We start from the raw sequence: 24263 nt of genomic DNA, 5'->3' as shown, positions 1-24263 counted from the left end.
CCGGACAAGAGAAAGACACCGACATGAGCACTCTGTTTGACCTGACCGGCAAGGTCGCGCTGGTCACCGGCGGCAACACCGGCCTCGGTCAGGGCATCGCCCTGGCGCTGGCGGAAGCCGGCGCCGACATCGCCTCGGTGGCGCTGCATGATTCCGACGAGACCGTCGAGAAGGTCCAGGGCCTGGGCCGCAAGGCCGTCGGGATCAGCGCCGACCTGACCTCGATCGAGCCGGTCGAGCGGGTGCTGAAGGAGACGCTGGACGCGTTCGGCCGCGTGGACATCCTGGTCAACAACGCCGGCCTGATCCGCCGCGCCGACGCCGTCGACTTCTCCGAAGCCGACTGGGACCTGGTGATGAACATCAACCTGAAGACCGTCTTCTTCATGAGCCAGGCGGTCGCGCGCCAGATGATCGCCCAGGGCGACGGCGGCAAGATCATCAACATCGCCTCCATGCTGTCCTTCCAGGGCGGCATCCGTGTGCCGTCCTATACCGCCTCCAAGAGCGGGGTCGCCGGCCTGACCAAGCTGATGGCCAACGAATGGGCCAAGCACCGCATCTGCGCCAACGCCATCGCGCCGGGCTATTTCGCCACGGCCAACACCGCCCAACTGCGCGAAGACGCGGCCAGGTCGGCCGAGATCCTGGGCCGCATCCCTGCGGGGCGCTGGGGCGATCCGTCGGACCTGGGCGGCGCCGCGGTCTTCCTGTCCAGCCGGGCCTCGGACTATGTGAACGGCTCCATCGTGCCGGTCGACGGCGGCTGGCTGGCGCGCTGATCCCGCGCTAGCTTCCCCGCATGTCCCAGTCCTCTTCAGGCCGCATCCTGTGCTTCGGCGAGATGCTGCTGCGGTTCTCGCCGAACGCCAACGAGCTGCTGATGCAGTCCCCCGCCCTGACGGTTCGCCCGGGCGGCGCGGAGGCGAACGTCGCCGTGTCCCTGGCCCGCTTCGGCGCGCCGACCAGCATGGCGACGGTCCTGCCGGACAACACATTGGGTCATGCCGCGCGCGACGAGGTGCGCAAGCACGGCGTGGATACGACTCCCATCGTCTTCAAACCAGGTCGCATGGGCCTGTACTTCCTGACGCCCGGCGCCGTGCGGCGGCCGTCGGAGGTGCTGTACGACCGCGCCGGCTCGGCCTTCGTCGAGCATGTGCACACGGCCTTCGACTGGGACGCCCTGCTGGACGGCGTCGAATGGCTGCACGCCTCCGGGGTCACCCCCGCGACCGGACCCAACGGCTCGTCGGCGGCGGTCGCCATCATCGAAGCGGCGGTCGAGAAAGGCGTGAAGGTCTCCTACGACGGCAACTTCCGCGGCAAGCTGTGGGAGCAGTGGGACGGCGATCCGCCGACCACTCTGGGCAAGATGCTGTCGGGCGCCACGGTCGCCTTCGCGGACGACCGCGATTTCGCCCTGGTGCTGAAGACCCGGTTCGACAGCGCCGATCCCGCCGTGCGCCGACGACAGGCCGCCGAGGCGGCGTTCGCGGCCTTTCCGCGCCTGGAGCGCATCGCCTGCACCCTTCGCGTCCAGGAGAACGTCTCCGATCAGGCCCTGTCGGCCGTCATGCTGACGCGCGGCGCAGACGGCGTCGTCGAGACGAACGCCGAGGCGATCCACATGGCCGGCGTGGTCGACCGCGTGGGCGGCGGCGACGCCTTCGCATCCGGCGTCCTGTTCGGCCTGTGGAGCGGATGGTCCGATCAGCAGGCGCTGGATTTCGGCCTGGCGGCGGCCGGGCTGAAGCATTCGGTCCCCGGCGATTTCAGCCTGTTCACCGCGGCGCAGGTGCGCGCCGCCATGACCGACGGCGGCTTCGACATCCGCCGCTAGATCCGAAGAAGAGACGTCTTCACCTGATGCGCGCTGCACGATGGACGGGCTGGCCTCGGGACTAGGAAACCGGTGTCAGTCGTGCTTCTATCCCTGCGTCGAACGGTCGCGAAGAACCGTCGAGTGAGGAAACGCTGGGAGTTCTGACGATGTCATCCATGAATCGCCGCGCCCTGCTGGCCGCCGGCGCCGCCGCCACCTTCGTCGCGGCTTCCGCCCCGGCGCTGCCTGCGGGGGCCCAGCCCTCTCCCGGTCGCGCCGCCATCTTGGACGCGATGAAACGCGCGGCGCGGTTCATGAGCGAGGAAGCGGCGGTGGGCGGCGGCTATGTCTGGCAGTATCTGCCGGACTTCTCCCGTCGCTGGGGCGAACTGGAGGCCAATCCGACGATGATCTGGGTCCAGCCGCCGGGCACGGCGACGGTCGGTCACCTGTTCCTGGACGCCTATCACGCCACCGGCGACGAATTCTATTACGAGGCCGCCAAGTCGACCGCCGACGCCCTGGTGCGAGGCCAGCACCCGGCGGGCGGCTGGAACTATGTGATCGACACGGCGGGCGAGGACTCGCTGAGGCGCTGGTACGACACGGTCGGCAAGAACGCCTGGCGGCTGGAGGAATTCCAGCGCTACTACGGCAACGCCACCTTCGACGACGCCGGCACGGCCGAGGCGTCGCAACTGATGCTGCGCATCTACCTGGAGAAGCGCGACCGCAAGTATCTGGAGCCGCTGAACAAGGCGATCGCCTTCGTTCTGGACAGCCAGTATCCGAACGGCGGCTGGCCCCAGCGCTATCCGTTGGTCCAGGGCGGCGGCCTGCACGGGCACGAGGACTACACCCCCTACATCACCTTCAACGACGATGTGGCCGGCGAGAATCTGGAGTTCCTGATCTACGCCTATCACGGCTTGGCGCGGAACGGCCGGGGCGATGCGCGCATACTGGACGCCATCAACCGGGGCATGGACATCTTCGTGAAGACCCAGCAGCCCCAGCCGCAGCCGGCCTGGGGCCTGCAACACTTCCCCGACACCCTGAAGCCGGCCGGGGCCCGGACCATCGAGCCGCAGGCCTTCGTCACCCATGCGACGGGCACCAACATCCGCTCGATGATGGGCTTCTATCGGCTGACCGGCGACCGGAAGTTCATGGCCCGCCTGCCGGAAGCCATGGACTGGCTGGACCAGGTCGCCGCGCCGCCGGAACTCCGCGCACCGGGCCGGACGCATCCGACCTTCATCCTCGAGGGCGCCAACACCCCGGTCTACATCCACCGCCGGGGCTCCAACATCGCCAACGGCCACTATTACGCCGACGCCGATCCGACGAACCTGATCGTCCACTACGGCTCGTTCCGGAACGTGGACACGCCCGCGCTGCGCGCAGAGTATGAACGGCTGTCGGCCCTGCCGGCCGAGGAGGTCACGCGCGGGTCGCCGCTGACGGCGCGGCCGGGGTCCCTGGAACTGCCGAAATACTTCACGCTGCAGGATGTGGACGTGTGGGACATGTCGACCCACGCGCGCCGCCTGAGCCGGCCTGCGCCGGGCCGGACGGCCGAAATCCTGGCCGGGCTGAACGCGCGCGGCTATTGGCCGACGCCCCTGACGACCACCTCCAACCCCTATCGCGGCGACTCGCCCGTGGAGGTGACGGGCGGCGAATACCAGATGACCCGGGTCGGCGACCTCTGGGACACCTCGCCCTATCATACGGACTTCCCGGTGGAGGGCGTCTCCACCTCGGTCTTCATCCGCAACATGGGCGATCTGATCGAAGCGCTGACGGCCTGATCGACAAGGGGTCGTCGCGTCGCCGCGGCGGCCCCTGCCGGCTCAAAGGTAGGCGCCGACCTGCCACGGAACGAATTCGTTGTCCCCGATGCCCAGCGCCTCGGACTTGGACGGCTCGCCCGAGGCCACGGCGAGCATCCGGTCAAAGATGTTCTGACCCACCGCCTCAAGGCTGGTTCCGCTCAGGACCGGAGAGGCGTCCACGTCCATGTCCTCGTCCATCCAGTTCGCCAGCCGGGCGTTCGAGGCGACCTTGATCGACGGGGCGGGCTTGGCGCCGAAGACCGAGCCCCGGCCCGTGGTGAAGACGATCAGATTGGCGCCCGAGGCGATCTGGCCCGTAGCCGAACAGGGGTCGTAGCCGGGGCTGTCCATGAAGCTGAGCCCGGCGGCCCTCAGCGGCTCGGCGTAGCCGATCACGTCGTTCAGCGGCGTGGAGCCCGACTTGGCCACCGCGCCCAGCGACTTCTCCAGGATGGTGGTCAGCCCGCCCTTCAGATTGCCCGGCGACGGATTGTTGTTCAGCTCCATCTGGTGACGATCGGCGTAGTCGCGCCACCAGGCGAGGCGAGCCCTCAGCTTGTCCGCCACATCCTTCGAGGCCGCGCGGCGCAGCAGCAGGTGCTCGGCGCCCCAGATTTCGGGCGTCTCGGACAGCATGGCCGAACCGCCCTGCGCCACCAGACGATCCACCGCCGCGCCCAAGGCGGGGTTGGCCGTCACACCGGACCAGCCGTCCGAGCCGCCGCATTGCAGGCCGACCACCAGATGCGACGCCGACACGGTCTGGCGCCGGACCGTCGCGGCGGCCTCGACCAACTCGCGCACGATGGCGGTCCCCGCCTCGATGGCGCGGGCCGTGCCGCCCGCCTCCTGGATGGTCAGGGTGCGCAGCGTTGAGCCGGCCTGGAGGCCCCCATTGGCCAGCCAGTTCGGAATCTGGTTCGCCTCGCAGCCCAGGCCGACGATCAGGATGGAATGGAAGTTCGGATGCCGGGCGTATCCCGCCAGGGTCCGCTGCAGCAGGGTCACGTCGCTGGACAGGGAAGAGCCGCCGCAGCCGCCCTGGTGGGTGAAGGCCACGACCCCGTCCACGCCCGGGGGCAGGCTGGCGTCGGGAAAGGCGTCGGCGATGCGCCGCGCCACCGTCGCCGAACAATTCACGCTGGTCAGGACGCCGATGTAGTTGCGGGTGCCGACCCGGCCGTCGGGCCGCACGACGCCCTGGAAGGTCGCGCCCGACAGCGGCGCGGGCGGCGTCGCATCCACGCCCACTTCGGCCTCGCGTCCGTCCTCGGTGACCGTCAGGTTGTGGACATGGACATGGTCGCCGGGGGCGATGGCCCGGCTGGCCCGACCGATCACCTGGCCGTAGCGGCGGACCAGCCCGCCCTGCGCCACCCCGCGGCGCGCGACCTTGTGGCCAGTCGGGACGTCGGCGCGGGCGGCGGCCTCAAGGCCCTCTGGCGTCTCGCCGGCGGCGATGTCGTCCAGCGCGATGGCGACATCGTCGGCGGGATTCAGGATCAGGACGCGGCCCATGGCTTACTCCACGATCCGGCGCGCGGCCTCGACCGCGCCGTACCGGCTCAGCGACAGATAGGCGCCCATGACCGCGACGGCGAACCGGTCGTCCGCGGCCAGCGCCGGCGGAAAGACCGCCGAGAGGGTCAACAGGGCCGAGACCCGCGACTGATCGTTGTCGGCGCCGGCGATAAGTTCGGCGGTCCGGGGCGCCAGCGGATCGTCCACGACCACCGTCTCCCCGCTCTCGGTCACCCCCGACTGCCAGCGCATCCAGGCCGCGACGCCGAGCGCCAGGGCGTCGATCCCCTGCCCCGCCTTCAACCGCTCGGCCACCCCGGCCAGCAGGCGCTGCGGCAGCTTCTGCGAGCCGTCCATGGCGATCTGGCGCGTCCGATGCATCAGGGCCGAGTTGGAGAAGCGCGCCATCAGTTCCCGGCGATAGGCGGCCAGGTCCAGGCCCGGCGGCGGGCTCAGGGTGGTCTCAGCCTCGTCCCACAGGGCCTCGACATAGGCGCGCAAGGCGGGGACGGCGACGGCCTCGTGCACGTGCTCATGACCGGACAGAGCGCCGAGGTAGGCGAGGGCCGAATGGGCGCCGTTCAGCAGACGCAGCTTGGCGTCCTCCCACGGTTCGACCGCGTCGGTCAGCTGCACGCCCAGGGCGGCGAAATTCGGTCGTTCGCCGGCGAAGCGGTCCTCGATCACCCACTGGGTGAAGGGTTCGGCCTTGACCATGCCCTCGTCGCGCACGCCCAGCCGGGCCTCCAGCCGCGTGATGTCGTCGGGGATCGTCGCCGGCACGATGCGGTCGATCATGGTCTGGGGAAAGGCGCCTTCCGCCTCGATCCATTCGGACAACCCGGGCTGGATGCGGCTGGCGAGCGCCATAACGCCCGCGCGGATGCGCCGGCCGTTGTGCGGAAGGTTGTCGCAGCTGATGACGGTGAAAGGCTTCAGCCCCCTGGCCTTCCGCTCGCGCAGGGCCGCGACGATGAAGCCCGGCGCGGTGCGGGGCGCCGACAGGTCGGCGATGTCGGCGGCCACGTGCGGGTCGTCCAGCAGCAGTTCGCCGGTCGCCGGGTCCAGGCGATAGCCCTTCTCCGTCACCGTCAGGGTGACGATGTGGACGTCCGGGTCGGCCATGGCGGCGACCAGGGCGGCGGGATTCTCCGGTCCCACCAGCACACCCGTGCAGGCGCCGATGACGCGCAGATGCTCCTCGGCTCCGTCGCGCACGACCAGGGTGTAGAGGCCGTCCTGCGGGTTCAGCTGGTCGCGCACGCCGGGCGAGCGCAGCGAGGCGCCCAGCACGCCCCAGCGCAGATCGCCGGACTTCAGCGCATCGTCGAACACCGCCGCCTGGTGCGCGCGGTGAAAGGCGCCGAGGCCCAGGTGGACCACGCCGATCTTCACGGCCGCGCGGTCGTAGCCAGGGCGTTCGACCTCGACAGGGAGGCGCTCCAGCGCCGCTTCGTTCAGGCGCGTCACAGCTTGTAGGCCGCCTTCACCAGGTCATAGGTCAGGGCGCGGGCCACCTCGTGCGCCTCGTCCTCGTCCAGCCGATGTTCGACGACCAGCTGGGCCAGCCAGCCGCAATCCATTCGCCGCGCCACGTCGTGCCGCGCCGGGATCGACAGGAAGGCGCGGGTGTCGTCGTTGAAGCCGACGGTGTTGTAGAAGCCGGCCGTCTCGGTCATCTGCTCGCGGAACCGGCGCATGCCTTCCGGCGCGTCGTGGAACCACCACGGCGGCCCGGCGCGCAGGGCCGGGTAGTGTCCCACCAGCGTGGCCAGCTCACGGCTGTAGCTGGTCTCGTCGAGAGTAAAGAGGATCAGGGTCAGGCGCCGGTCGGACCCGAACCGGTCCAAGAGCGGCTTCAGCGCGTGGACATAGTCGGTCTGGGTCGGGATGTCGGCGCCCTTGTCGCGGCCGAAGCGGCCGAAGACGAAGCCGTTGTGATTGCGGAACGAGCCGGGGTGCAGCTGCATGACCAGCCCGTCCTCCACCGACATGGCGGCCATCTCGGTCAGCATCTGGCCGCGGAACAGCTCGGCGTCCTCGGCCGTCGCCGACCCGGTCGAGACGCGGGCGAATAGCGCCTCGGCCTCCGCCTTCGGCAGATCGGCGGTGAAGGCGGTCGGATGACCGTGATCGGTCGAGGTCGCGCCCATCGAGGCGAAGAAGACGCGGCGGACCCGCAGCGCCTCAAGGTATCCGGCCCAGGTCGTCGTATCTTGGCCCGTCTGGTCGGCCAGCACCTTCAGATTGTCGCGGAAGCCCTCGTAGTCCGGGTCCAGCACGGGGTCGGGGCGATAGGCGGTCAGCACCCGGCCCTTCCAGCCCGACTCGCGGATCGTCTTGTGGTGCTTCAGCTCATCGAGCGGCGACTCCGTCGTGGTCAGAACCTCGATGTTGTAGCGGTCGAACAGGGCGCGCGGGCGAAAGGCGTCGGTCTTCAGCGCCGCTTCCATCACGTCGTAATAGTGGTCCGCCGTCTCGGCCGAGAGCTGCACGTCGATGCCGAAGATCTCCGAATAGACCCAGTCGTGCCAGATGCGCGACGGCGTGCCCCGGAACAGGTGATAGTTCTCGGCGAAGCGGCGCCAGATCTTGCGCGGATCGGTCTCCACCGCCCCGCCGTCGGCGCGCGGCACCCCCAGGTCCTCCATCGCCACGCCCTGGCTGTAGAGCATGCGAAAGACATAGTGGTCGGGCGTGATCAGCAGTTCAGCCGGATTGGCGAAGGGTTCGTTGAGCGCGAACCAGGACGGATCGGTATGGCCGTGCGGGCTGACGATCGGCAGGTCCTTGACCTCGGCGTAAAGCCGGCGCGCGACGTCGCGCGTCTGCGGATCCGACGAAAACAGGCGGTCCGGATGAAGTCTCAGGGGCTTGGGCATGATCGTCCTTCGGCTCTCGGCGGCGCCGCGTTCGACAGCGCGCGCCAGACAGATAAACCGACCGGCGACAAAAAGACACCGGTTACCGTGACAACGAGACGGCGACGCGCCGCCGCCGTTCAGGGTAACCGCGCCGTCGCAGGGAGGGGCGAGTTCGAGGCCCTCACCAGCTGTGCAGCGTCCCGTCCTCGAGACGATTCACGGGCAGATAGGCGCGGCTGTAGGGATGCTGACCCGCCAGGGTTTCGTCGATGTCGACACCCAGTCCAGGCTGGTCGCCGGGATGCAGCACGCCTTCCGAGAAGCTGTAGCCGTGAGGGAAGACCGCGTCGGTCTCGGCCGTATGGCGCATATACTCCTGGATGCCGAAGTTCGGAATGGACAGGCCGAAATGCAGCGCCGCCGCCATCGAGATCGGCGACAGGTCGGTGGCCCCGTGACACCCCGTGCGAACGCCGTAGAGATCGGCCAGCGCCGCGATCCGCCGCAGGTGGGTGATACCGCCCGCATGGACCACCGTGGCGCGGATATAGTCGATCAACCGCTCTTCGATCAGCTGCTTGCAGTCCCAGATGGTGTTGAAGATTTCGCCGGTGGCCAGCGGCGTGGTGGTGTGCTGCCGGATCAGCCGGAAAGCGGCCTGGTCCTCGGCGGGGGTCGGATCTTCCAGCCAGAAGGGTCGATACGGCTCCAGATCCCTGCCCAGCCGCCCCGCCTCGATCGGCGTCAGGCGGTGGTGGATGTCGTGCAGCAGGTGAACATCCCATCCCAGCGCTTCGCGCGCGGCCTGGAACAAGGCCGGGACCGAGCGAAGATATTTCTCGCTGGACCACATGTTCTCCGTCGGCAGATCGGCGTCGGCCGGCTCGTAGTAGCCGAAGGTCCCGGACACGCCGTAGGTGGACTTCAACCCCGGCACGCCGGACTGCAGGCGGATCGCCTTATAGCCCATCTCGGCGTACCTCTTCGCCTCGGCGACGGTCTGTTCGACCGTCTCGCCATTGGCGTGGCCATAGACCGTCACGCCGTCGCGGCACGCCCCGCCGAGCAGCTGGTACAGGGGCAGGCCCGCGGCCTTGGCCTTGATGTCCCACAGCGCCATGTCGACGGCGGCGATGGCCGACATGGTCACCGGGCCGCGCCGCCAGTATCCGCCCTTGTACAGATACTGCCACGTATCCTCGATGCGGTGCGCGTCGCGGCCGATCAGGCACGGAATGACATGATCGTTCAGATAGCTGGCCACCGCCAGCTCGCGGCCGTTCAGCGTCGCGTCGCCGACCCCCGTCAGACCGCCCCCGGTCTCGATCTTCAGCGTCGCGAAGTTGCGGCCCGGACAGGTCACGATAACGCGGGCGTCGACGATCGACAGGTCGCTGATGGCGGTGGAAGGCAAGGTCGTCATCGAAAACACACTTCTCGTCGCGGCCGGCGCTGGCCTGACCGCTGGTGGCAAGCTACTCTGTTATCGGCATGACCACTTCGACGGCGGACACTCGAAAACTCTATCAGCAGGTCGCCGGCGCGATCGCGAACGCCATCGAGCAGGGCCGCTATCGGGCGGGCGGCCGCCTGCCTTCGGAGCGCGACCTGGCCGAAGAGTTCGGCGTCAGTCGGCCGACCGTGCGCGAAGCCATGATCGCCCTGGAGATTCGCGGGCTGGTCGAGACGCGCCAGGGGTCGGGCGTCTATGTGACCGATGCGCGGCCCGACGCCCCGGCGCCCGAACTGGATATCGGCGCCTTCGAGCTGACGGAATCCCGTCGACTGTTCGAAGGGGAAGTCTGCGCCCTGGCGGCCACCACCATCACCGACGCCGAACTGGTCGAGATGGAATCGATCCTGCTGCAGATGATCGACGAGAACGCCTTCGGCGGGTTCACCGGAGAGGCCGCGGACCGGCGTTTTCACGTCGCCATCGCCCAGTCGACGCGCAACGCGGCCATGGTCATGGTGGTGGAGAACCTGTGGGACCTGCGCTACCGCTCGCCCCTCTGCGCCGCCATGCTGGAGCGCGGCCGAGCGGTCGGGGTCAGGCCTCTTATCGAGGATCATCGAGCGATCCTGGACGCCCTCAAGGCCCGTGACGCTGCTCGCGCCCGGGACGCCATGCGCAGGCATCTGGGTCATGTCATCGACGACCTGCTGACCGCGACCGAGGTCGACGCCTTGGAGCGGGCCCGCAACGACGTCGCCGCCCGTCGTCAGGAGCTGGCGCGACGCACGGCGATCTGACGCTTCAGTCCTCCGCATGCGGCGGCACGCGCAGGTTCAGGTCCAGGTCGGCGTGGCGTTGCGCATAGAGCTGGGCCTTGGCCGCATAGGCCGGCTCGTTCCATTCGCGGGCCGCGCGCAACAGCACCTCATAGAGGCTTTGGGTCTCGGTCTTGTCCAGTTCGGGCCAAGGCCAATCCTGCTCTCGGCCGGCCCAGGCGGCCAGGAAGTCCGTCGCCGCGCGCAGCGACCGCCCATCCGGGCCGCGATGGTTCCAAAGGTCGACATCGACACACCGCGCCTCGTCGGCCAGATCGAAGGCGGCGGCCATGGTCCAGGTCGAATAGTGCAACGAGCGGGAGCGGCTCAGTTCGTGAGGCCAACTCCCGTCGGGCGCGATCTGGGCGTCCAGGCGATCACCGGCGGCGCGTTCGCTGACGACCCGCGCCACCTCGTCCAGACCGGCGAACAGCGCGAAATGGGTGATGAGGGTGTCATAGTAGAGGCCGTGGTTGTTGCGGGCCGCGCGCTCCTCGCGCCCGATCGGGCTGGTCGCCATCCATTCGACGAGGTCGCCGAACCAGGTCTTCAGCTCCGACTGGTCGCCCGGCGTCAGCGCGCCGGTCGGCTCCAGCAGGCCGGCGGCCTCCACCACCCGCGCCAGGCGGTGGGCGTCGATCACCCCCTCGGCGCGCCCCGACACCCGACCCGGCACCGCCTGGCCGTGGTTGAAGTTCGGGTTCATCCTCGTCGCGGGATCCAGGAACCAGACCCGGATCATCTGCGCGGCCTTGTCGGCGTAGCGCCGGTCGCCGGTGAAGTAATGCGCCAGGGCCAGGGCCTGGACGTCCTGGCTCAGGTTCTCCAGGTCCGTCACGTCGAAGCCGTCGCCGTCCCGCTCGGGATTGAAGCGGCCGTCGCGGCGGATATAGGGCAGGCCGTCGGGCTTGGACGGATCGGGCCACCAGTAGGGGCCCATGCTCATATAGTCGCGCTTGTCGCCGCTGGCCGGCGTCATGGTCTTGTCGACCACCGTGTATGGCGCGCGCTCCAGCGCCTCATCGGCGCGCGCCTTCAGTCGCGCCCAGGCCGGCTGCAGCGCGGCGTCGCCGGCGGCGAGGCGCTGACGGGCGGCTTCCAGCCCGTCGGGCCGCCACAGAAAGGTCCGACGCCCCTCGAAAGCGGCGGCGTAGCCGTCAGAGCCCCGACAGGTCGGAGCCGCGGCCTGGGCCGTCATGGCGGTCGCGGCGACGCCGCTCGCCGCCAGGACCGCCAGGAACCGACGCCCGCCCATCAGTAGCGCAGCCGCACGCCGACGAAGTAGCTCGGCCCGAAATAGCTGGATTCCGCCAGGCTTCCGGCGACAGGCCGGTACATCACCTGGTGTTCGTCGCCGATGTTGATGGCCTGGAACTTCAGCTGCACGTTGTCGGTGACGTTGTAGTAGGCCGAGAAGTCCAGGTAGCCGGCGTCTTCCACCGTCCGGATGGCCGTCAGGCCCGAAGGCTTGAAGTATCCCGACCGGAACTTGTACACCGCCCGCAGCGACAGCGGCCCCCTCTCATAATAGCCGGTGAAGGTCGCCACGTGCTTGGACAGGCCGGGGATGCTGACCGGATCGGTGAACTGCGCCAGCGGATTGGCCGGATCGACCGCCGACGGATCGTCATATTCGAAGTCGCTGTCGGCGTAGGTGTAGCTGGCCTGGACGCCCAAGCCGTCGAACGGCGCAGGCAGATTGGTGAAGGACTTGTTGGCCGCCACCTCGAAGCCGCGCAGATAGGCCTCCTCGTCGCTGTTGGTCTCTTGGGCGACCGGCACTGTGTAGCTGATCCCGTCGATGACGAAGGTCTCGGTCAGGCTGCTGAGCTCGGCCGGGACCACCGCGGTCTTGATGGTCTTGTCGTAGACCGCGAACGAGAAGCTGGTGTCGGGGTCCGGATAGTATTCCAGCGACAGGTCGAAGTTGGTGGATTCCAGCGGCTCCAGCCGCGGATTGCCGCCCGAGGCGCCCGCCAGCGCCTCCTCCGGCGTCGCCGCGTCGCCGTCCGTGATCAGGGTGCGCCCGGCGCCCAGATCCTCGATGTTGGTGCGCGAGATCGCCTTGTAGACCGCGCCGCGCAGGAACAGGTTGTCGCGCAGTTCGGCGTTGAAGTTCAGGCTGGGCAGGACATTCTCGTAGGAATGCTCGATGGTCAGCGGATCGAAGCTGCCGGCGATGGGATCCAGCCTGTAGGACGGGACCTGGGTCAGCGGATCGACCGTGGTGATTAGGGTGTAGGCGCCGCGCCACCCCTGCGATGTCACGTCTGTCTTCACGTAACGAACGCCCAGGTTCCCGGTGATCGGGATCCCGCCAAGCTCGGTGCGGAAGCTGCCCATCACGTAGGCGGCCGAGATGTTCTCCTGGATGTCCAGATCGCTGGCGCTGCGGGCGTCCGGCAGCGGCCCCAGATCCTCGGTTCCCGCGAAGGCGGCGTAGAGGCACCGGGTGTCGAACTGGGCCCAGCTGGAAATATTGGTGCCGCTGTCCTCGCCCCAGTCGTTGACGACATTGTCGATGCGGCAGTTCTGGTTGCCCGCCAGGGTGTTGGCGGCGGGGATGCTTTCCAGGTTGTTGTCGTTGTCCAGATCCGTGACGCGGTTGTGCTCCGAGTAGCGGGCGCCGACCTTCAACTGCTCCCAGAAGCCGGTCCGGTCATAGACGAGGTCCAACCGAGCGGCGGCGATCTCGTCGACCCGGTCCTCCAGCGCTCGACGGGCGTAGGCGTTGCCCGTGAAGGCGTCATGATCGTTCAGGTCGATGGGATTCAGGAATTGAACCACCGGGATGTCGCTGGACGACTGGTCGAAGGTGTAGGCCACCCGTCCGCTGGGCCCGAACAGGGTGTTGCTGCGCAGGCGCGAGGCGAAGTCCACCTGGTTGCGATGCGTGCGCGAATAGGACATGTCGCCGATCACGGCCAGATTGTCCGTGACCTGATATTTGATGTTCAGGCCGCCTCCGGCGTAGTCCTCGTCGCGGGTGCGCTCGGTCGCCACCGTCTCCAGATAGCTGTTGCCGGCCCAGCTCAGCAGGGCGCCGTTGTCCGCCAGGTCGATCGGGGAGATGCCGCGTCGACCTTCGGCGATCGACAGGTCATGCCGGTCCTCGAACGAGGTGCGGCTGGACAGCTGCAGGTCCAGGTTGAAGTCCCACCGGTCGTTCGGTCGCCACTGCAAATTGCCCGACACCGCACGACGCGTATCCTCGGTGTTCAACTGGCGGAAGTTGTACTGGTTGGCGACGAAGTAGGTCGGATCGGCCGAGCCGACGGTGAAGGTGCAGTTGCCCGTGCCGGTCCCCGACACGGCGGTCGGGCTGGGATTGATGCTGTTGCAGGGCCGGAAGCTGGACGACGCGGTGTAGAAATCCTCCGGCGCCGTGGAATCGGTGGTCGCCAGTCCGAGGGCGATCCCCACCTCGCCTATGGCGGTGTCGAACTGGTCGACATAGGAGGCCGAGAAGCGCGAGCCGATGTCGGCGTCGGCCTTGTCGGCGTAGGGCAGGTAGTTCAGGCGCCCCTCCGCCTGGAAGCGGCGGCGGCCGTATTCCAGCGGTCTCAGGGTGCGAAGCTCGATGACGCCGGAGACCCCGCCTTCGACGAAATCCGCCTGCTGGGACTTGTACACCAGCACCCCGTTGGTCAGTTCCGACGGGAACTGCTGAAACGAGACCGCGCGGTCGCCGCTGCCGCTGGACACTTCGCGTCCGTTCAGCGTGGAGAAGCCGAGATAGGGGCCAAGACCCCGGATCGAGATTTCGGACGCGGACCCCTTGAAGCGGTCGGCGGTCACGCCGACGATGCGTTCCAGGGTTTCGGCCACCGAGTTGTCGGGCAGGGCCCCGATCTCCTCGTTGACGATGGCGTCGACGATGACGGTGGCGTTGCGCTTCACCGCCGTCGAATTCCGTTGGGTGGCGCGGATGCCGGTGACGACCACCTCCCCGACCTCGGACGGTTGCGCCGCAGGCTGGGCCTCGGTCGACGGCGGCGCTTCCTGCGCCAGCGCGGGCGCGGCGATCGCCAAGGCGGCCGAGGCCAGCAGCGCCGAACGCAGCCCTTTCGATTGAATGGTCATGAATCTTCCCCTCTGAGCGTTTCCCGTCGCACCCGTATCTCGGGTGTCGTATCGTCGCAGAGGCTAGACCAAAAATGACACCGGTGACAAGATTGGTCTGACCAAATAAATCGATGCCGCCATAGGGTGGCCAGGTCACAACCTGGGAGGTTACCGTGACGATCTGGACGAAAATCGCCGCCGGACTGGTGGCGGCGACCGCTTTCGCGGCGGTGGGCGGCTGCGCGACCGTCCCCGTTCCGCCCCCCGCGCCCGTCCTGGCGTCGAAGCGGCCCGTCGATGATGCGGTGGTGCGCCAAGCGTCGCGCGTGGCCGACTGGCAACTGGCCCGGATGGACAGTTTCGCCTACGTGCGAACCTTCCGGCAGCAGACCGCCGATCCCACCGACTGGATCCAGGCGGCCTTCTACGCCGGCCTGACCGCCTTCGCCGACGTGGCCGAAACGCCGCGGTACGCGGAGGCCGTGATCGAGCACGGCCGCCAGAACGGCTGGGGGTACGGCGACCGCCCGCGCCACGCCGACGACGACGCCATCGGCCAGGCCTGGGTCTGGGCCGCCGCAAGGGCGCATGGCGAGGAGCGACATCTGCGCCTGGCGCCGACGCGCGCACGGTTCGACGCCGTGCTGGCCGCTCCGTCCGACGTCTCCCTGCTGTTCGAGGATCGGCCCGGCGAGCAGGCGTGCCAGGCGCGCTGGTGCTGGAGCGACGCCCTGTTCATGGCGCCGCCCGTCTGGTTCGAGCTGTCGCGTCTGACGGGCGACCCGCGCTACGCCGCGCATGCGGACCGTGAATTCTGGGCGGCTACCGATGTCCTCTACGACCCTGCGGAAAACCTCTACTTCCGCGATAGCCGCTTTCTGGATCAGCGCGACGGCGCGGGCCGCAAGATATTCTGGAGCCGAGGCAACGGCTGGACCTACGCCGGCATCGCCAAGGTGATCGATTCCCTGGCGGCCTCGGATCCGCGCCGCGCGAAATATGTCGATCTCTATCGCCAGATGTCCGCCGCCATTGTTCGGTTGCAGCGGGCGGACGGCTATTGGCCGGTGTCCCTGCTGGATCCCTCCGGTCCGTCGGAGACGAGCGGCACGGGCTTCTTCGTCTTCGGACTGGCGTGGGGCGTCAACAGCGGTTTTCTGGAGGAGGCGCACTACGCGCCGCCCGTGGCGCGGGGCTGGACGGCGCTTGAATCAGCCGTCGGCCCGGACGGAAAGCTCGGCTGGGTGCAGCAGGTGGGATATGCGCCAGATCAGGTGGAGGCCGACGACACCCAACTCTACGGTGTCGGCGCCTATCTCCTCGCGGCGTCCCAGGTGTCTCGGCGATCTAATTGGTAAGACCAGTTGAATGCGCGGCCTGACCTGATAGGGTTTTCTCGCTGTCCTCCCAGGTCAGCGCGTATCTCGGGACGGCCGCGTATCGGCCGTCCCTCCTTTCCAAGGGACACCGAATGCCAAGCACGCCTCTGAAGGGCTGCGCCCTGGGTCTGGGGCTGACGTTCGCCGTTGCGGCGCCGTCGACGGTCTTGGCCCAGGTCGAACGCGGCGTCCTTTATCGCGACGCCCCCGCCATGAACGCCGTCATCGAGACCCGCGTGGGACCGCAGATGGACCAGTTGCTGGTCCGGTTGATCACCGAGGGCCGGGATATGACGCTGGACGGCGTCAAGGTGTTCGAGGCCAAGGACAAGTTCCTGCCGGGCAAGATCGCCATCGGCCTGGCGCACGCCGCCCTGGACGCGCCAGAGGGCGATCCGCGCCGGACGCGTTTCCTGGCCGGCTTTCGCAAGCTGTCCGACCTGACCCTGGAGGACGAGAACGAAACCTGGGGCGTATACTATTACATCTCCGCCCTTCATCAGCTTGACGAGGCCGGCGTGCTGCAGGAAGCGGTCTCGCCGGAGACCCTGGCTCGGCTCCGCGAGAAGCTGGACTGGCGCACCTTCGTGCGCCCCGACAGCCTCACTCTGATCGATCTGCCCAACAACTATTACGGCGTCGCCTTCAGCATCGCCCGGCTTCGCTATCTGATGGGGTGGGAGGACGCCTCCGCCAGCGAAGCCTTGTTAGCCAAGACCCTGGATCACTTCCGCGAATACTCCGGCGAATACGGCTTCGCCGACGAGACCGCGGGCGAGGGACGCTTCGACCGCTACAGCGTGCTGCTGATCGGCGAGATCGCCCAGCGCTTCATCGAGACCGGCGTGGAGCCGCCCCAGGAAGTGCGCGACTGGCTGCGGCGCTCGGTCGACCTGCTGCTGCCTCGCTTCAACCTGCGCGGCGAAGGCTTCGAATACGGCCGCAGCATCGGAACCTATGGCGAGACCGCCTTCCTCGAAGTTCTGACCGCAGCCGCCGCTCTGGGCCTGCTGACCGACGACGAGGCGCGCATGGCCTACGCCTTCTCTTCGCGCATCGCCGCGCGCTACGCCGACTTCTGGCTGGATTCCGGAACCGGTTCGGTCAATCTCTGGGACCACGGCCGCAAGACCGACGCCTACCGCGGCAAGCACCGCATCCTGGGGGAAAACCTCAGCCTGTCCCACCAGTTCTATTACACCAACGCCTTGTGGAATCGCCTCGGCTTTCGCGACCAGACGCCTGAGCCCGGTTTTGAGGCATGGCTGAAGACGCTGCCGCGCTCATCCACCACCTGGTTTGCGCGAGGCGAAGCCGATCGCGTGTTGGTCACCTATCGCGACGGCGATCGCGTGATCGGACTGCCGCTGATCAACGGCGCGGCCGGTCAGCACATGAACACCCCCTATTTTCCCATCCCCTTCTCGCCAGGCGTCCTGGCCGGTTCGCCGGACGAGACCTACCCGCAATTGCTTCCCCGCATCACCCTGACCGATGGTTCGGTGCTTCAACCGCTCGCCTGGTTCACGGACGTCGACGTTCAGGAAGACGGCGACGTCACCCGCATAAGCTACGTTTCGCCCGCCATGGACCGGATGGGCCAGAACGCGCCTGTCCGGGACGATCGCGTCTCCGCTCGCACGACCTACACCCTGGAGCCTGGCCGGCTGACGAGACGGGACGAGATCGTGGCCCGCCCCGGCGCGACGATCGAGGCGGTCGACCTAAAGTTCGCCAACTTCTCTCGCGCCCCCGAATCGACCGCCGAGGGCCTGGCGTTCAAGGCCGGTGAAGTCCGCGCTTTCGAAGCCGCCGGAATGACCTGCGCCGCGGCGCGCCCCCAAGACGAGGCGGATTACGAGACGCCGGTGGGGCCATTCACCAGTTTGGTTCGATGCCATGCGTCTGCATCGGGCCAAGCCTGGTCCGGAGGATGGACAATCGTTTTCGACGATTAAAAGCCGCCTTCGACGTCGAGCGCGCCAGACGCCCCCAGACAGTCGCCGCATGAAACGACTTATGGTTCGAAGACATCTACGCCGCCGACGCTGGCCGAGCGGCGACGTGTGCGCACTGAAAAGTCCCGCGCCATCCCGGCTGGCTTGGCGCTCGGCTCGCCCGAAACGGTTTACGTCTCAAGCCCGACTTTTCATTAGGAAAAATGGTGGACGCGACAGGGATTGAACCTGTGACCCCTACGATGTCAACGTAGTGCTCTCCCGCTGAGCTACGCGTCCGCCGGTGCGGCCCGGGCGATCGCCCGGACGGGAAGGGCGGTCGTATAGCGGCGGACCGGGGCGGCTTCAAGCCCCATCTGACGTCCGCCGCGCGATTGTCTTCGAAGCCCGTGCGGGCTTCTGCGTGTCAGGCGGCGACCATCCGTTCGACCTCGTTGACCAGGTCGCGCAGGTGAACCGGCTTGGACAGGACCTTGGCCTGGGGCGAGGCCTGGGCGGCGGTCAGGGCCACGGCGGCGAACCCGGTGATGAACATGATGCGCAGGCCTGGTTGGCGGGCGGCGGCCACGCGCGCCACCTCGATGCCGTCGGCGCCGGGCATGACGATGTCGGTCAGCAGCAGATCATAGGGGCCGTGCTCCAGGGCGTCGATGGCGTCGTCGCCGTTCTCGCAGTCGATGACCTGGTGGCCCGCCCGCTCCAGCGCCCGGGTCAGGAAGCCCCGCAGGGAACTGTCGTCTTCGGCCAGAAGGATGCGCGCCATGCGGAGATAAGCCCTGTGAAACTGAGGCGAATCTAGGCGGCCAACGGTAAACCGCCGATGAAATTCATGGTTCCGCCCGCTTCCGTCCACAGCGAAACGGGTTATGGCGGAGACATGACCGGCGGCGACGCGCCCTTTCTGATCACCCGGCCCCCGGCCTCGGCGCCGCGCACCCCGCTGGTCTTCGCCTCCCCCCATTCCGGCGACCGCTATCCCACAGACATGGCCGCGGCCCCCGCCCTGTCGCCGCAAAGCCTGAGGAGCGCCGAGGACGCCCTGGTCGCGCGCCTGGTCCAAGACGGGCCGAAGCAGGGCGCGCCCTTGATCGAAGGCCGGATCGGCCGCGCCTATCTGGATCTGAACCGAGACCCTGACGACCTGGACCCGGCCCTGGTGGACGGCGCGCCGACGCCGGGCGGACCGAAGGCGGCGGCGGGTTACGGCGTGGCGCCGCGCCTGGCGGGGGACGGCACGCCCCTTTACGACCGCCGCCTCACACTGGCCGAGGTTCAGGCCCGGATCGCGGGCGTTCACGCCCCCTATCACCGGGCCCTGGGCGAACTGATGCACGAGACGCGGGCGAAGCATGGGCGGGCGGTGCTGATCGACTGGCACTCCATGCCCGCACGCGCGGCCGACGTGGAGATAGTGCTGGGCGACCGGCACGGATCGGCCTGCGCGACGCGGCTGACCCGCCGGCTGCGGGCGCTGTTCGAGGGGCTGGGCTGGCGGGTGGCGCTGAACCATCCGTACGCTGGCGGATGGTCGACCCAGCTTTGGGGGCGCCCTGAAGAGGGGCTTGAAGCGATCCAGGTCGAGATCAACCGGCGGCTCTATCTGGACGAGGCGACCCTGACGCCCGGCGCCGGCTGGGACCGAACCCGGCGGGCCGTGGGCCGTGTCGTCGCCGCCCTCTGCGCCGAGACTTGGGCCGAGTGAGGCCCGTCCCGCCGTTGATCGCGGATAAAAAAAAGCCGCGCCCGAGGGCGCGGCATGAAAAGTCTATAGGGAGGAAACGCCCAGGAAGGGCAAGACGCCCGGAGGCGTCGACAGGCAATCTAGGTTGCGATGCACAATGGGTCAAGGGCGATATGCGTTGGCGAGGTCACGCCGTGTAACGAAATTGCGTCATTGGGAACGATATCAGGCCCGGAAATTGACGAAATTCGACCGCGGCCCTCCTCGCACCTGCAAAATGATCGCCGATCACTCGCCCAGCAATCGCCGCGCATTGCGGATCGCGCGAGCCGCGGGGGACGCCTCCTGCCGATAGATCAGAAGGCCGAAGGAGGACACCACGCCCAGCGCCAGCCACGCCGGACCGAACAGCCACGCCGCCGCGGCCAGGGCGAAATAGTAGCCGCGCACCCCCTGGCTGAACGAACCCAGCGCCGGATTCAGCAACTGACCGGCCGCCTCGGCGAAAGCCTTGCGGTCGGTCTTGTGGTGCACCTCGGGCGCGGCGCCGATCAGGGCCAGGGCGTAGTTCATCTGGCGCAGGGCCCAGATGAAGTCGAGGAATCCGCGCGTCAGGCAGATCAGCACCAGGGCCAGCTTGGCCTCCAGCATCTTCAGCGGCACGTTCTCGGCGCCCACGGCGGCGAAGCCGCGCAGCGCGCTCTCTCCCCCGAACAATATGCCGGCCACCGCCGCGATCAGCAGCAGATTGGTGGAGGCGAAAAAGGAAGCCGAGTTGATCGAATGGCCCATCAGCTGGCTGTCGACCAGCTTCAACTCGCGGTGGGTCATCGACTCCATCCACACCGCCCGCACATGGACCATGTCGGCGTTGAGCGAGCCGCCACGCCGGCTGATCGCCTTCAGCAGGGGCGCATAGCCCAGCCAGCAGATGAAGAAGAGGGCCAGGGCGCCCCAGTCGAACCATGTCATGGCCGCACCCTGACGCCCGCCATCCCCGACGACAAGACCCTGCGCCGGCGCGCGCTGGACTGAGGTCGCGCTTGCCGTGGGGCCGTCAGGGGCCTATCACCCTTCGCCTTTCGATTTCTGCATCGCAACAAGAACAGACGCCATGAACCTGGACGCCATCCCCGTCGGCCCCAACGCGCCTTGGGACATCAACGTCATCGTCGAAATCCCGCAGGGCGGCCTGCCGGTGAAGTACGAGATGGACAAGGCGTCCGGCGCCCTGTTCGTCGACCGCTTCCTGCACACGGCCATGTACTATCCGGGCAACTACGGCTTCGTGCCGCACACCCTGTCGGACGACGGCGACCCCTGCGACGTGATCGTGCTGAACCCGACCCCGGTGGTGCCCGGCTGCGTCATCCGCTCGCGCCCCATCGGCGTGCTGAAGATGGTGGACGAGGCCGGCGGCGACGAGAAGATCCTGGCCGTGCCGGTCGACAAGCTGAACCCCTACTACACCGAGATCGCCAGCTATCGTCAGCTTCCCGCCATCCTGATCGAGCAGATCGAGCACTTCTTCACGCGCTACAAGGACCTGGAGAAGGGCAAGTCGGTCAAGGTCAACGGCTGGGGCGACGCCGGCGAGGCCGCCGACCTGATCGCCAAGGGCATGCAGGCCCACCAGGACAAGCTGGCCAAGAACAAGGCCGCCAACGCCGCCTGATCGGGCGACCACAGCCGCACCGCATTGAGGCGTTCTCCGCTCGGGGAACGCCTTTTTGCTGCGCGACGCCATGTCCGCGCGCCCCCTCTCCCGCTCGGCTTCGGGACGCCCTATCTCAGCGGCATGACCGATCTGTCTCCCCGCGAAATCGTCTCCGAACTCGACCGCTTCATCGTCGGCCAGCAGGACGCCAAGCGCGCCGTGGCCGTGGCGCTTAGGAACCGCTGGCGCCGGAAGCGGGTGCCGGAGGACCTGCGCGACGAGGTGACCCCCAAGAACATCCTGATGATCGGGCCCACGGGGGTCGGCAAGACCGAGATCGCGCGGCGGCTGGCCAGGCTGGCGGGATCGCCCTTCCTGAAGGTCGAGGCGACCAAGTTCACCGAGGTCGGCTATGTCGGCCGCGACGTCGACCAGATCATGCGCGACCTGGTCGAAAGCGCCCTGGTGATGGTGCGCGACCGCAGGCGCGGCGAGGTGCGCGCGCGGGCCGAGGGCGCCGCCGAGGACCGCATCCTGGACGCCCTGGTCGGGCCGGGCGCCGGCCCGTCCACGCGCGACAGCTTCAGGAAGAAGCTGCGCGCCGGCGAGTTGGACGACAAGGAGATCGAGGTCGCCCTGGCCGACACCGCCTCGCCGATCCAGGGGCTGGACCTGCCGGGCGGGGGCAACGTCGGCCTGCTGAACCTGTCGGAGATGCTGGGCAAGATGGGCGGCGGCCGCACCAAGACGGTCAAGCTGACCGTGCGCGACGCCACGGCCCCTCTGATCGCCGAGGAAGGCGACAAGCTGCTGGATCAGGAGAGCCTGACCAAGGAGGCCCTGCTGCTGGCCGAGAACGAGGGCATCGTCTTCCTGGACGAGATCGACAAGGTCGCCGCCCGCTCCGAGGCGCGCGGCGCCGACGTGTCGCGCGAGGGGGTGCAGCGCGACCTGCTTCCGCTGATCGAGGGCACCACCGTCTCGACCAAATACGGGCCGGTGAAGACCGACCACGTCCTGTTCATCGCCTCGGGCGCCTTCCACGTGGCCAAGCCGAGCGACCTGCTGCCCGAGCTTCAGGGCCGCCTGCCGATCCGGGTCGAGCTGAAGGCCCTGACACGCGAAGACTTCAAGCGCATCCTGACCGAGCCTGAGGCCAATCTGATCCGCCAGAACCAGGCCCTGCTGGCCACCGAGGACGTGACCCTGACCTTCACCGACGATGCGGTGGAGGCGTTGGCCGATGCGGCGGTCGCCGCCAACTCGGCCATCGAGAACATCGGCGCGCGGCGTCTTCAGACCGTGCTGGAGCGGGTGCTGGAGGAAACCAGTTTCAAGGCCTCCGACCTGTCGGGCCAGACCATCGCCTTCGATGGCGCCGCCGTGCGCGAAAAGATCGGCGACCTGGCCAAGAACGCCGACCTCAGCCGGTTCATCCTGTAGGACAGGACGCTCGTCGCTTCACGGTGGGCACTTGGCGGCGCCACAAACGAAAAGGGCGGGCCATCGCTGGCCCGCCCTTCCGCATTTCAGCGTCGGATGACTTGGACTTAGAAGTCCATGCCGCCCATGCCGCCCATGCCGCCGCCCATGTCGGGCGCGCCGCCGGCCGAGGCCTTCTTCGGCGCATCGGCGACCGCGGCTTCCGTGGTGATCAGGATGCCGGCCACCGAAGCGGCGTCCTGCAGGGCGGTGCGCACGACCTTGGCCGGGTCGATGACGCCCATCTGCACCAGGTCGCCGTACTCTTCCGTCTGGGCGTTGAAGCCGTAGGACGCCTGGTCGTTCTCCAGCACCTTGCCGACGACGATCGAGCCTTCGACCCCGGCGTTTTCCGAGATCTGACGGATCGGCGCCTGCAGGGCGCGGCGGATGATGGCGATGCCGGCGTTCTGGTCGGCGTTGTCGCCCTTGACGTCGGCCAGGATCTTGGAGGCCTTCAGCAGGGCGATGCCGCCGCCGGGAACGATGCCCTCGTCAGCCGCGGCGCGGGTGGCGTTCAGGGCGTCGTCGACGCGGTCCTTCTTTTCCTTCACCTCGACCTCGGTCGAACCGCCGACGCGGAGGACCGCGACGCCGCCGGCCAGCTTGGCCAGACGTTCCTGCAGCTTTTCCTTGTCGTAGTCCGAGGTCGTGTCCTCGATCTGGCGCTTGATCTGGGCCACGCGGGCTTCGATCTCTTCCTTGCCGCCGACGCCTTCCACGATGGTGGTGTCGTCCTTGGTGATCGAGACCTTCTTGGCCTTGCCGAGCATGTCGAGCGTGACGCTCTCCAGCTTGATGCCCAGGTCTTCGGAGATGACCTGGCCGCCCGTCAGGATGGCGATGTCTTCCAGCATGGCCTTGCGGCGGTCGCCGAAGCCCGGCGCCTTGACGGCGGCGACGCGCAGGCCGCCGCGCAGCTTGTTGACCACCAGGGTGGCCAGGGCCTCGCCTTCGATGTCCTCGGCGATGATCAGCAGGGGACGGCCCGACTGCACCACGGCTTCAAGGATCGGCAGCATGGCCTGCAGGCTGGTCAGCTTCTTCTCGAACAGCAGGATAAGCGGCTCTTCGAGGACGGCCTCCATCTTGTCGGCGTTGGTGATGAAGTAGGGCGACAGGTAGCCGCGGTCGAACTGCATGCCTTCGACGACGTCGACGGTGGTGTCGGCGGTCTTGGCTTCCTCGACGGTGATGACGCCTTCATTGCCGACCTTGGCCATCGCCTGGGCGATCAGCTCGCCGATTTCGCTATCGCCATTGGCCGAGATGGTGCCGACCTGGGCGATTTCCGAGTTGTTGGAGACCGGCTTGGAGTTGGTCTTGATCTCTTCCAGCACCAGGCCGACGGCCTTGTCGATGCCGCGCTTCAGGTCCATCGGGTTCATGCCGGCGGCGACGGCCTTCAGGCCCTCTTGCACGATGGCTTGAGCCAGAACGGTCGCGGTGGTGGTGCCGTCGCCCGCCTTGTCGTTCGTCTTCGAAGCGACTTCGCGGATCATCTGGGCGCCCATGTTCTCGAAGGCGTCTTCCAGCTCGATTTCCTTGGCGACCGAAACGCCGTCCTTGGTCGAGCGCGGCGCGCCGAAGGACTTCTGGATCACGACGTTGCGGCCCTTGGGACCCAGGGTCACCTTGACGGCGTTGGCCAGGACGTTGACGCCCTTGAGCATCTTGTCGCGGGCGTCGGTGTTGAATTGTACGATCTTGGCGGCCATGCGT

The 24263-nt window shown here is 67.9% G+C and carries 18 protein-coding genes and 1 tRNA gene; 9 read left to right on the top strand and 10 right to left on the bottom strand.

Going from position 1 to position 24263, the window contains the following annotated elements; all coding sequences use genetic code 11:
* Window positions 1-23: 23 nt before the first annotated feature.
* The 3 genes from kduD to B2U11_RS07820 all read left to right on the top strand — a co-directional run bounded on the left by kduD (window position 24) and on the right by B2U11_RS07820 (window position 3639).
* Window positions 24-782 (top strand): 2-dehydro-3-deoxy-D-gluconate 5-dehydrogenase KduD, encoded by a 759-nt coding sequence (gene kduD, locus B2U11_RS07830; protein ID WP_292070950.1) that lies wholly within the window; start codon window positions 24-26, stop codon window positions 780-782.
* A 20-nt stretch (window positions 783-802) separates the two neighbouring features.
* The gene (locus B2U11_RS07825; protein WP_292070949.1) at window positions 803-1843 is read left to right on the top strand and encodes a sugar kinase; all 1041 of its coding nucleotides are present in this window, start codon (window positions 803-805) and stop codon (window positions 1841-1843) included.
* Window positions 1844-2001: 158 nt separating this feature from the next.
* A complete protein-coding gene (locus B2U11_RS07820; RefSeq protein WP_349680715.1) occupies window positions 2002-3639 on the top strand; it encodes a pectate lyase in 1638 nt (545 codons plus the stop codon).
* 42 nt (window positions 3640-3681) lie between these two features.
* Here B2U11_RS07820 and B2U11_RS07815 read toward each other — a convergent pair whose 3' ends face one another.
* The 4 genes from B2U11_RS07815 to manD form a co-directional block, all read right to left on the bottom strand.
* Complete coding sequence (locus tag B2U11_RS07815) at window positions 3682-5181, bottom strand: UxaA family hydrolase (protein ID WP_292070947.1); 1500 nt, start codon at window positions 5179-5181, stop codon at window positions 3682-3684.
* A 3-nt stretch (window positions 5182-5184) separates the two neighbouring features.
* Window positions 5185-6654, bottom strand: a complete 1470-nt coding sequence (locus tag B2U11_RS07810) for a mannitol dehydrogenase family protein (protein ID WP_292070946.1) — start codon at window positions 6652-6654, stop codon at window positions 5185-5187.
* Window positions 6651-8066: a glucuronate isomerase gene (gene uxaC, locus B2U11_RS07805; protein ID WP_292070945.1), complete on the bottom strand. Its 1416-nt coding sequence runs from the start codon at window positions 8064-8066 to the stop codon at window positions 6651-6653. Before uxaC ends, B2U11_RS07810 begins: the two co-directional genes overlap by 4 nt.
* Before the next feature lie 163 nt (window positions 8067-8229).
* Complete coding sequence (gene manD / locus B2U11_RS07800; protein ID WP_292070944.1) at window positions 8230-9471, bottom strand: D-mannonate dehydratase ManD; 1242 nt, start codon at window positions 9469-9471, stop codon at window positions 8230-8232.
* A gap of 68 nt (window positions 9472-9539) precedes the next feature.
* Between manD and B2U11_RS07795 the strand changes: the two genes are divergently transcribed.
* Window positions 9540-10301, top strand: a complete 762-nt coding sequence (locus B2U11_RS07795; protein ID WP_292070943.1) for a FadR/GntR family transcriptional regulator — start codon at window positions 9540-9542, stop codon at window positions 10299-10301.
* A gap of 4 nt (window positions 10302-10305) precedes the next feature.
* On the opposite strand, the gene B2U11_RS07790 is transcribed toward B2U11_RS07795, so the two are convergent.
* Both B2U11_RS07790 and B2U11_RS07785 read right to left on the bottom strand, forming a co-directional pair.
* Entirely contained in the window at window positions 10306-11574 is a 1269-nt protein-coding gene (locus B2U11_RS07790; RefSeq protein WP_292070942.1) for an alginate lyase family protein, read from the bottom strand.
* Window positions 11574-14402: a TonB-dependent receptor gene (locus B2U11_RS07785; RefSeq protein ID WP_292070941.1), complete on the bottom strand. Its 2829-nt coding sequence runs from the start codon at window positions 14400-14402 to the stop codon at window positions 11574-11576. The genes B2U11_RS07790 and B2U11_RS07785 overlap by 1 nt, the downstream gene beginning before the upstream one ends.
* Window positions 14403-14557: 155 nt before the next feature.
* Here B2U11_RS07785 and B2U11_RS07780 point away from each other — a divergent pair, with 155 nt between their 5' ends.
* Together B2U11_RS07780 and B2U11_RS07775 are read left to right on the top strand one after the other, a co-directional pair.
* A complete protein-coding gene (locus B2U11_RS07780) occupies window positions 14558-15742 on the top strand; it encodes a glycoside hydrolase family 88/105 protein (protein ID WP_292070940.1) in 1185 nt (394 codons plus the stop codon).
* A gap of 113 nt (window positions 15743-15855) precedes the next feature.
* Window positions 15856-17721, top strand: coding sequence for a hypothetical protein (locus B2U11_RS07775; RefSeq protein WP_292070939.1), 1866 nt, complete (start codon window positions 15856-15858; stop codon window positions 17719-17721).
* 204 nt (window positions 17722-17925) lie between these two features.
* Here the strand turns inward: B2U11_RS07775 and B2U11_RS07770 are convergent.
* Together B2U11_RS07770 and cpdR are read right to left on the bottom strand one after the other, a co-directional pair.
* A tRNA-Val gene (locus B2U11_RS07770) sits at window positions 17926-18000 on the bottom strand.
* A gap of 127 nt (window positions 18001-18127) precedes the next feature.
* Window positions 18128-18484: a cell cycle two-component system response regulator CpdR gene (gene cpdR / locus B2U11_RS07765; RefSeq protein ID WP_054764657.1), complete on the bottom strand. Its 357-nt coding sequence runs from the start codon at window positions 18482-18484 to the stop codon at window positions 18128-18130.
* A gap of 57 nt (window positions 18485-18541) precedes the next feature.
* On the opposite strand from cpdR, the gene B2U11_RS07760 reads away from it, so the two are divergent.
* Entirely contained in the window at window positions 18542-19423 is an 882-nt protein-coding gene (locus B2U11_RS07760) for an N-formylglutamate amidohydrolase (RefSeq protein ID WP_292070938.1), read from the top strand.
* Between the two features lie 267 nt (window positions 19424-19690).
* On the opposite strand, the gene B2U11_RS07755 is transcribed toward B2U11_RS07760, so the two are convergent.
* The gene (locus B2U11_RS07755; RefSeq protein ID WP_292070937.1) at window positions 19691-20374 is read right to left on the bottom strand and encodes a DUF599 domain-containing protein; all 684 of its coding nucleotides are present in this window, start codon (window positions 20372-20374) and stop codon (window positions 19691-19693) included.
* Between the two features lie 142 nt (window positions 20375-20516).
* Between B2U11_RS07755 and ppa the strand changes: the two genes are divergently transcribed.
* Window positions 20517-21077 (top strand): inorganic diphosphatase, encoded by a 561-nt coding sequence (ppa, locus tag B2U11_RS07750; protein WP_292070936.1) that lies wholly within the window; start codon window positions 20517-20519, stop codon window positions 21075-21077.
* Between the two features lie 123 nt (window positions 21078-21200).
* Window positions 21201-22502, top strand: coding sequence for an ATP-dependent protease ATPase subunit HslU (gene hslU, locus B2U11_RS07745; RefSeq protein ID WP_292070935.1), 1302 nt, complete (start codon window positions 21201-21203; stop codon window positions 22500-22502).
* Between the two features lie 107 nt (window positions 22503-22609).
* Here hslU and groL read toward each other — a convergent pair whose 3' ends face one another.
* Window positions 22610-24259, bottom strand: a complete 1650-nt coding sequence (groL, locus tag B2U11_RS07740; RefSeq protein ID WP_292070934.1) for a chaperonin GroEL — start codon at window positions 24257-24259, stop codon at window positions 22610-22612.
* Between the last annotated feature and the right edge of the window lie 4 nt (window positions 24260-24263).

Source organism: Brevundimonas sp. UBA7534 (assembly GCF_002479325.1).
In the GTDB taxonomy this organism is placed as follows: Bacteria; Pseudomonadota; Alphaproteobacteria; order Caulobacterales; family Caulobacteraceae; genus Brevundimonas.
This window is presented reverse-complemented; position numbering and strand designations above follow the sequence as displayed.

Excerpts from the sequence above, each read along its gene's own strand:
- kduD (WP_292070950.1), top strand. The coding sequence starts at position 24 with ATGAGCACTCTGTTTGACCTGACCGGCAAGGTCGCGCTGGTCACCGGC.
- B2U11_RS07825 (WP_292070949.1), top strand. The coding sequence starts at position 803 with ATGTCCCAGTCCTCTTCAGGCCGCATCCTGTGCTTCGGCGAGATGCTG.
- B2U11_RS07820 (WP_349680715.1), top strand. The coding sequence starts at position 2,002 with ATGAATCGCCGCGCCCTGCTGGCCGCCGGCGCCGCCGCCACCTTCGTC.
- B2U11_RS07815 (WP_292070947.1), bottom strand. The coding sequence starts at position 5,181 with ATGGGCCGCGTCCTGATCCTGAATCCCGCCGACGATGTCGCCATCGCG.
- uxaC (WP_292070945.1), bottom strand. The coding sequence starts at position 8,066 with ATGCCCAAGCCCCTGAGACTTCATCCGGACCGCCTGTTTTCGTCGGAT.
- manD (WP_292070944.1), bottom strand. The coding sequence starts at position 9,471 with ATGACGACCTTGCCTTCCACCGCCATCAGCGACCTGTCGATCGTCGAC.
- B2U11_RS07795 (WP_292070943.1), top strand. The coding sequence starts at position 9,540 with ATGACCACTTCGACGGCGGACACTCGAAAACTCTATCAGCAGGTCGCC.
- B2U11_RS07790 (WP_292070942.1), bottom strand. The coding sequence starts at position 11,574 with ATGGGCGGGCGTCGGTTCCTGGCGGTCCTGGCGGCGAGCGGCGTCGCC.
- B2U11_RS07785 (WP_292070941.1), bottom strand. The coding sequence starts at position 14,402 with ATGACCATTCAATCGAAAGGGCTGCGTTCGGCGCTGCTGGCCTCGGCC.
- B2U11_RS07775 (WP_292070939.1), top strand. The coding sequence starts at position 15,856 with ATGCCAAGCACGCCTCTGAAGGGCTGCGCCCTGGGTCTGGGGCTGACG.
- cpdR (WP_054764657.1), bottom strand. The coding sequence starts at position 18,484 with ATGGCGCGCATCCTTCTGGCCGAAGACGACAGTTCCCTGCGGGGCTTC.
- B2U11_RS07760 (WP_292070938.1), top strand. The coding sequence starts at position 18,542 with ATGAAATTCATGGTTCCGCCCGCTTCCGTCCACAGCGAAACGGGTTAT.
- B2U11_RS07755 (WP_292070937.1), bottom strand. The coding sequence starts at position 20,374 with ATGACATGGTTCGACTGGGGCGCCCTGGCCCTCTTCTTCATCTGCTGG.
- ppa (WP_292070936.1), top strand. The coding sequence starts at position 20,517 with ATGAACCTGGACGCCATCCCCGTCGGCCCCAACGCGCCTTGGGACATC.
- hslU (WP_292070935.1), top strand. The coding sequence starts at position 21,201 with ATGACCGATCTGTCTCCCCGCGAAATCGTCTCCGAACTCGACCGCTTC.
- groL (WP_292070934.1), bottom strand. The coding sequence starts at position 24,259 with ATGGCCGCCAAGATCGTACAATTCAACACCGACGCCCGCGACAAGATG.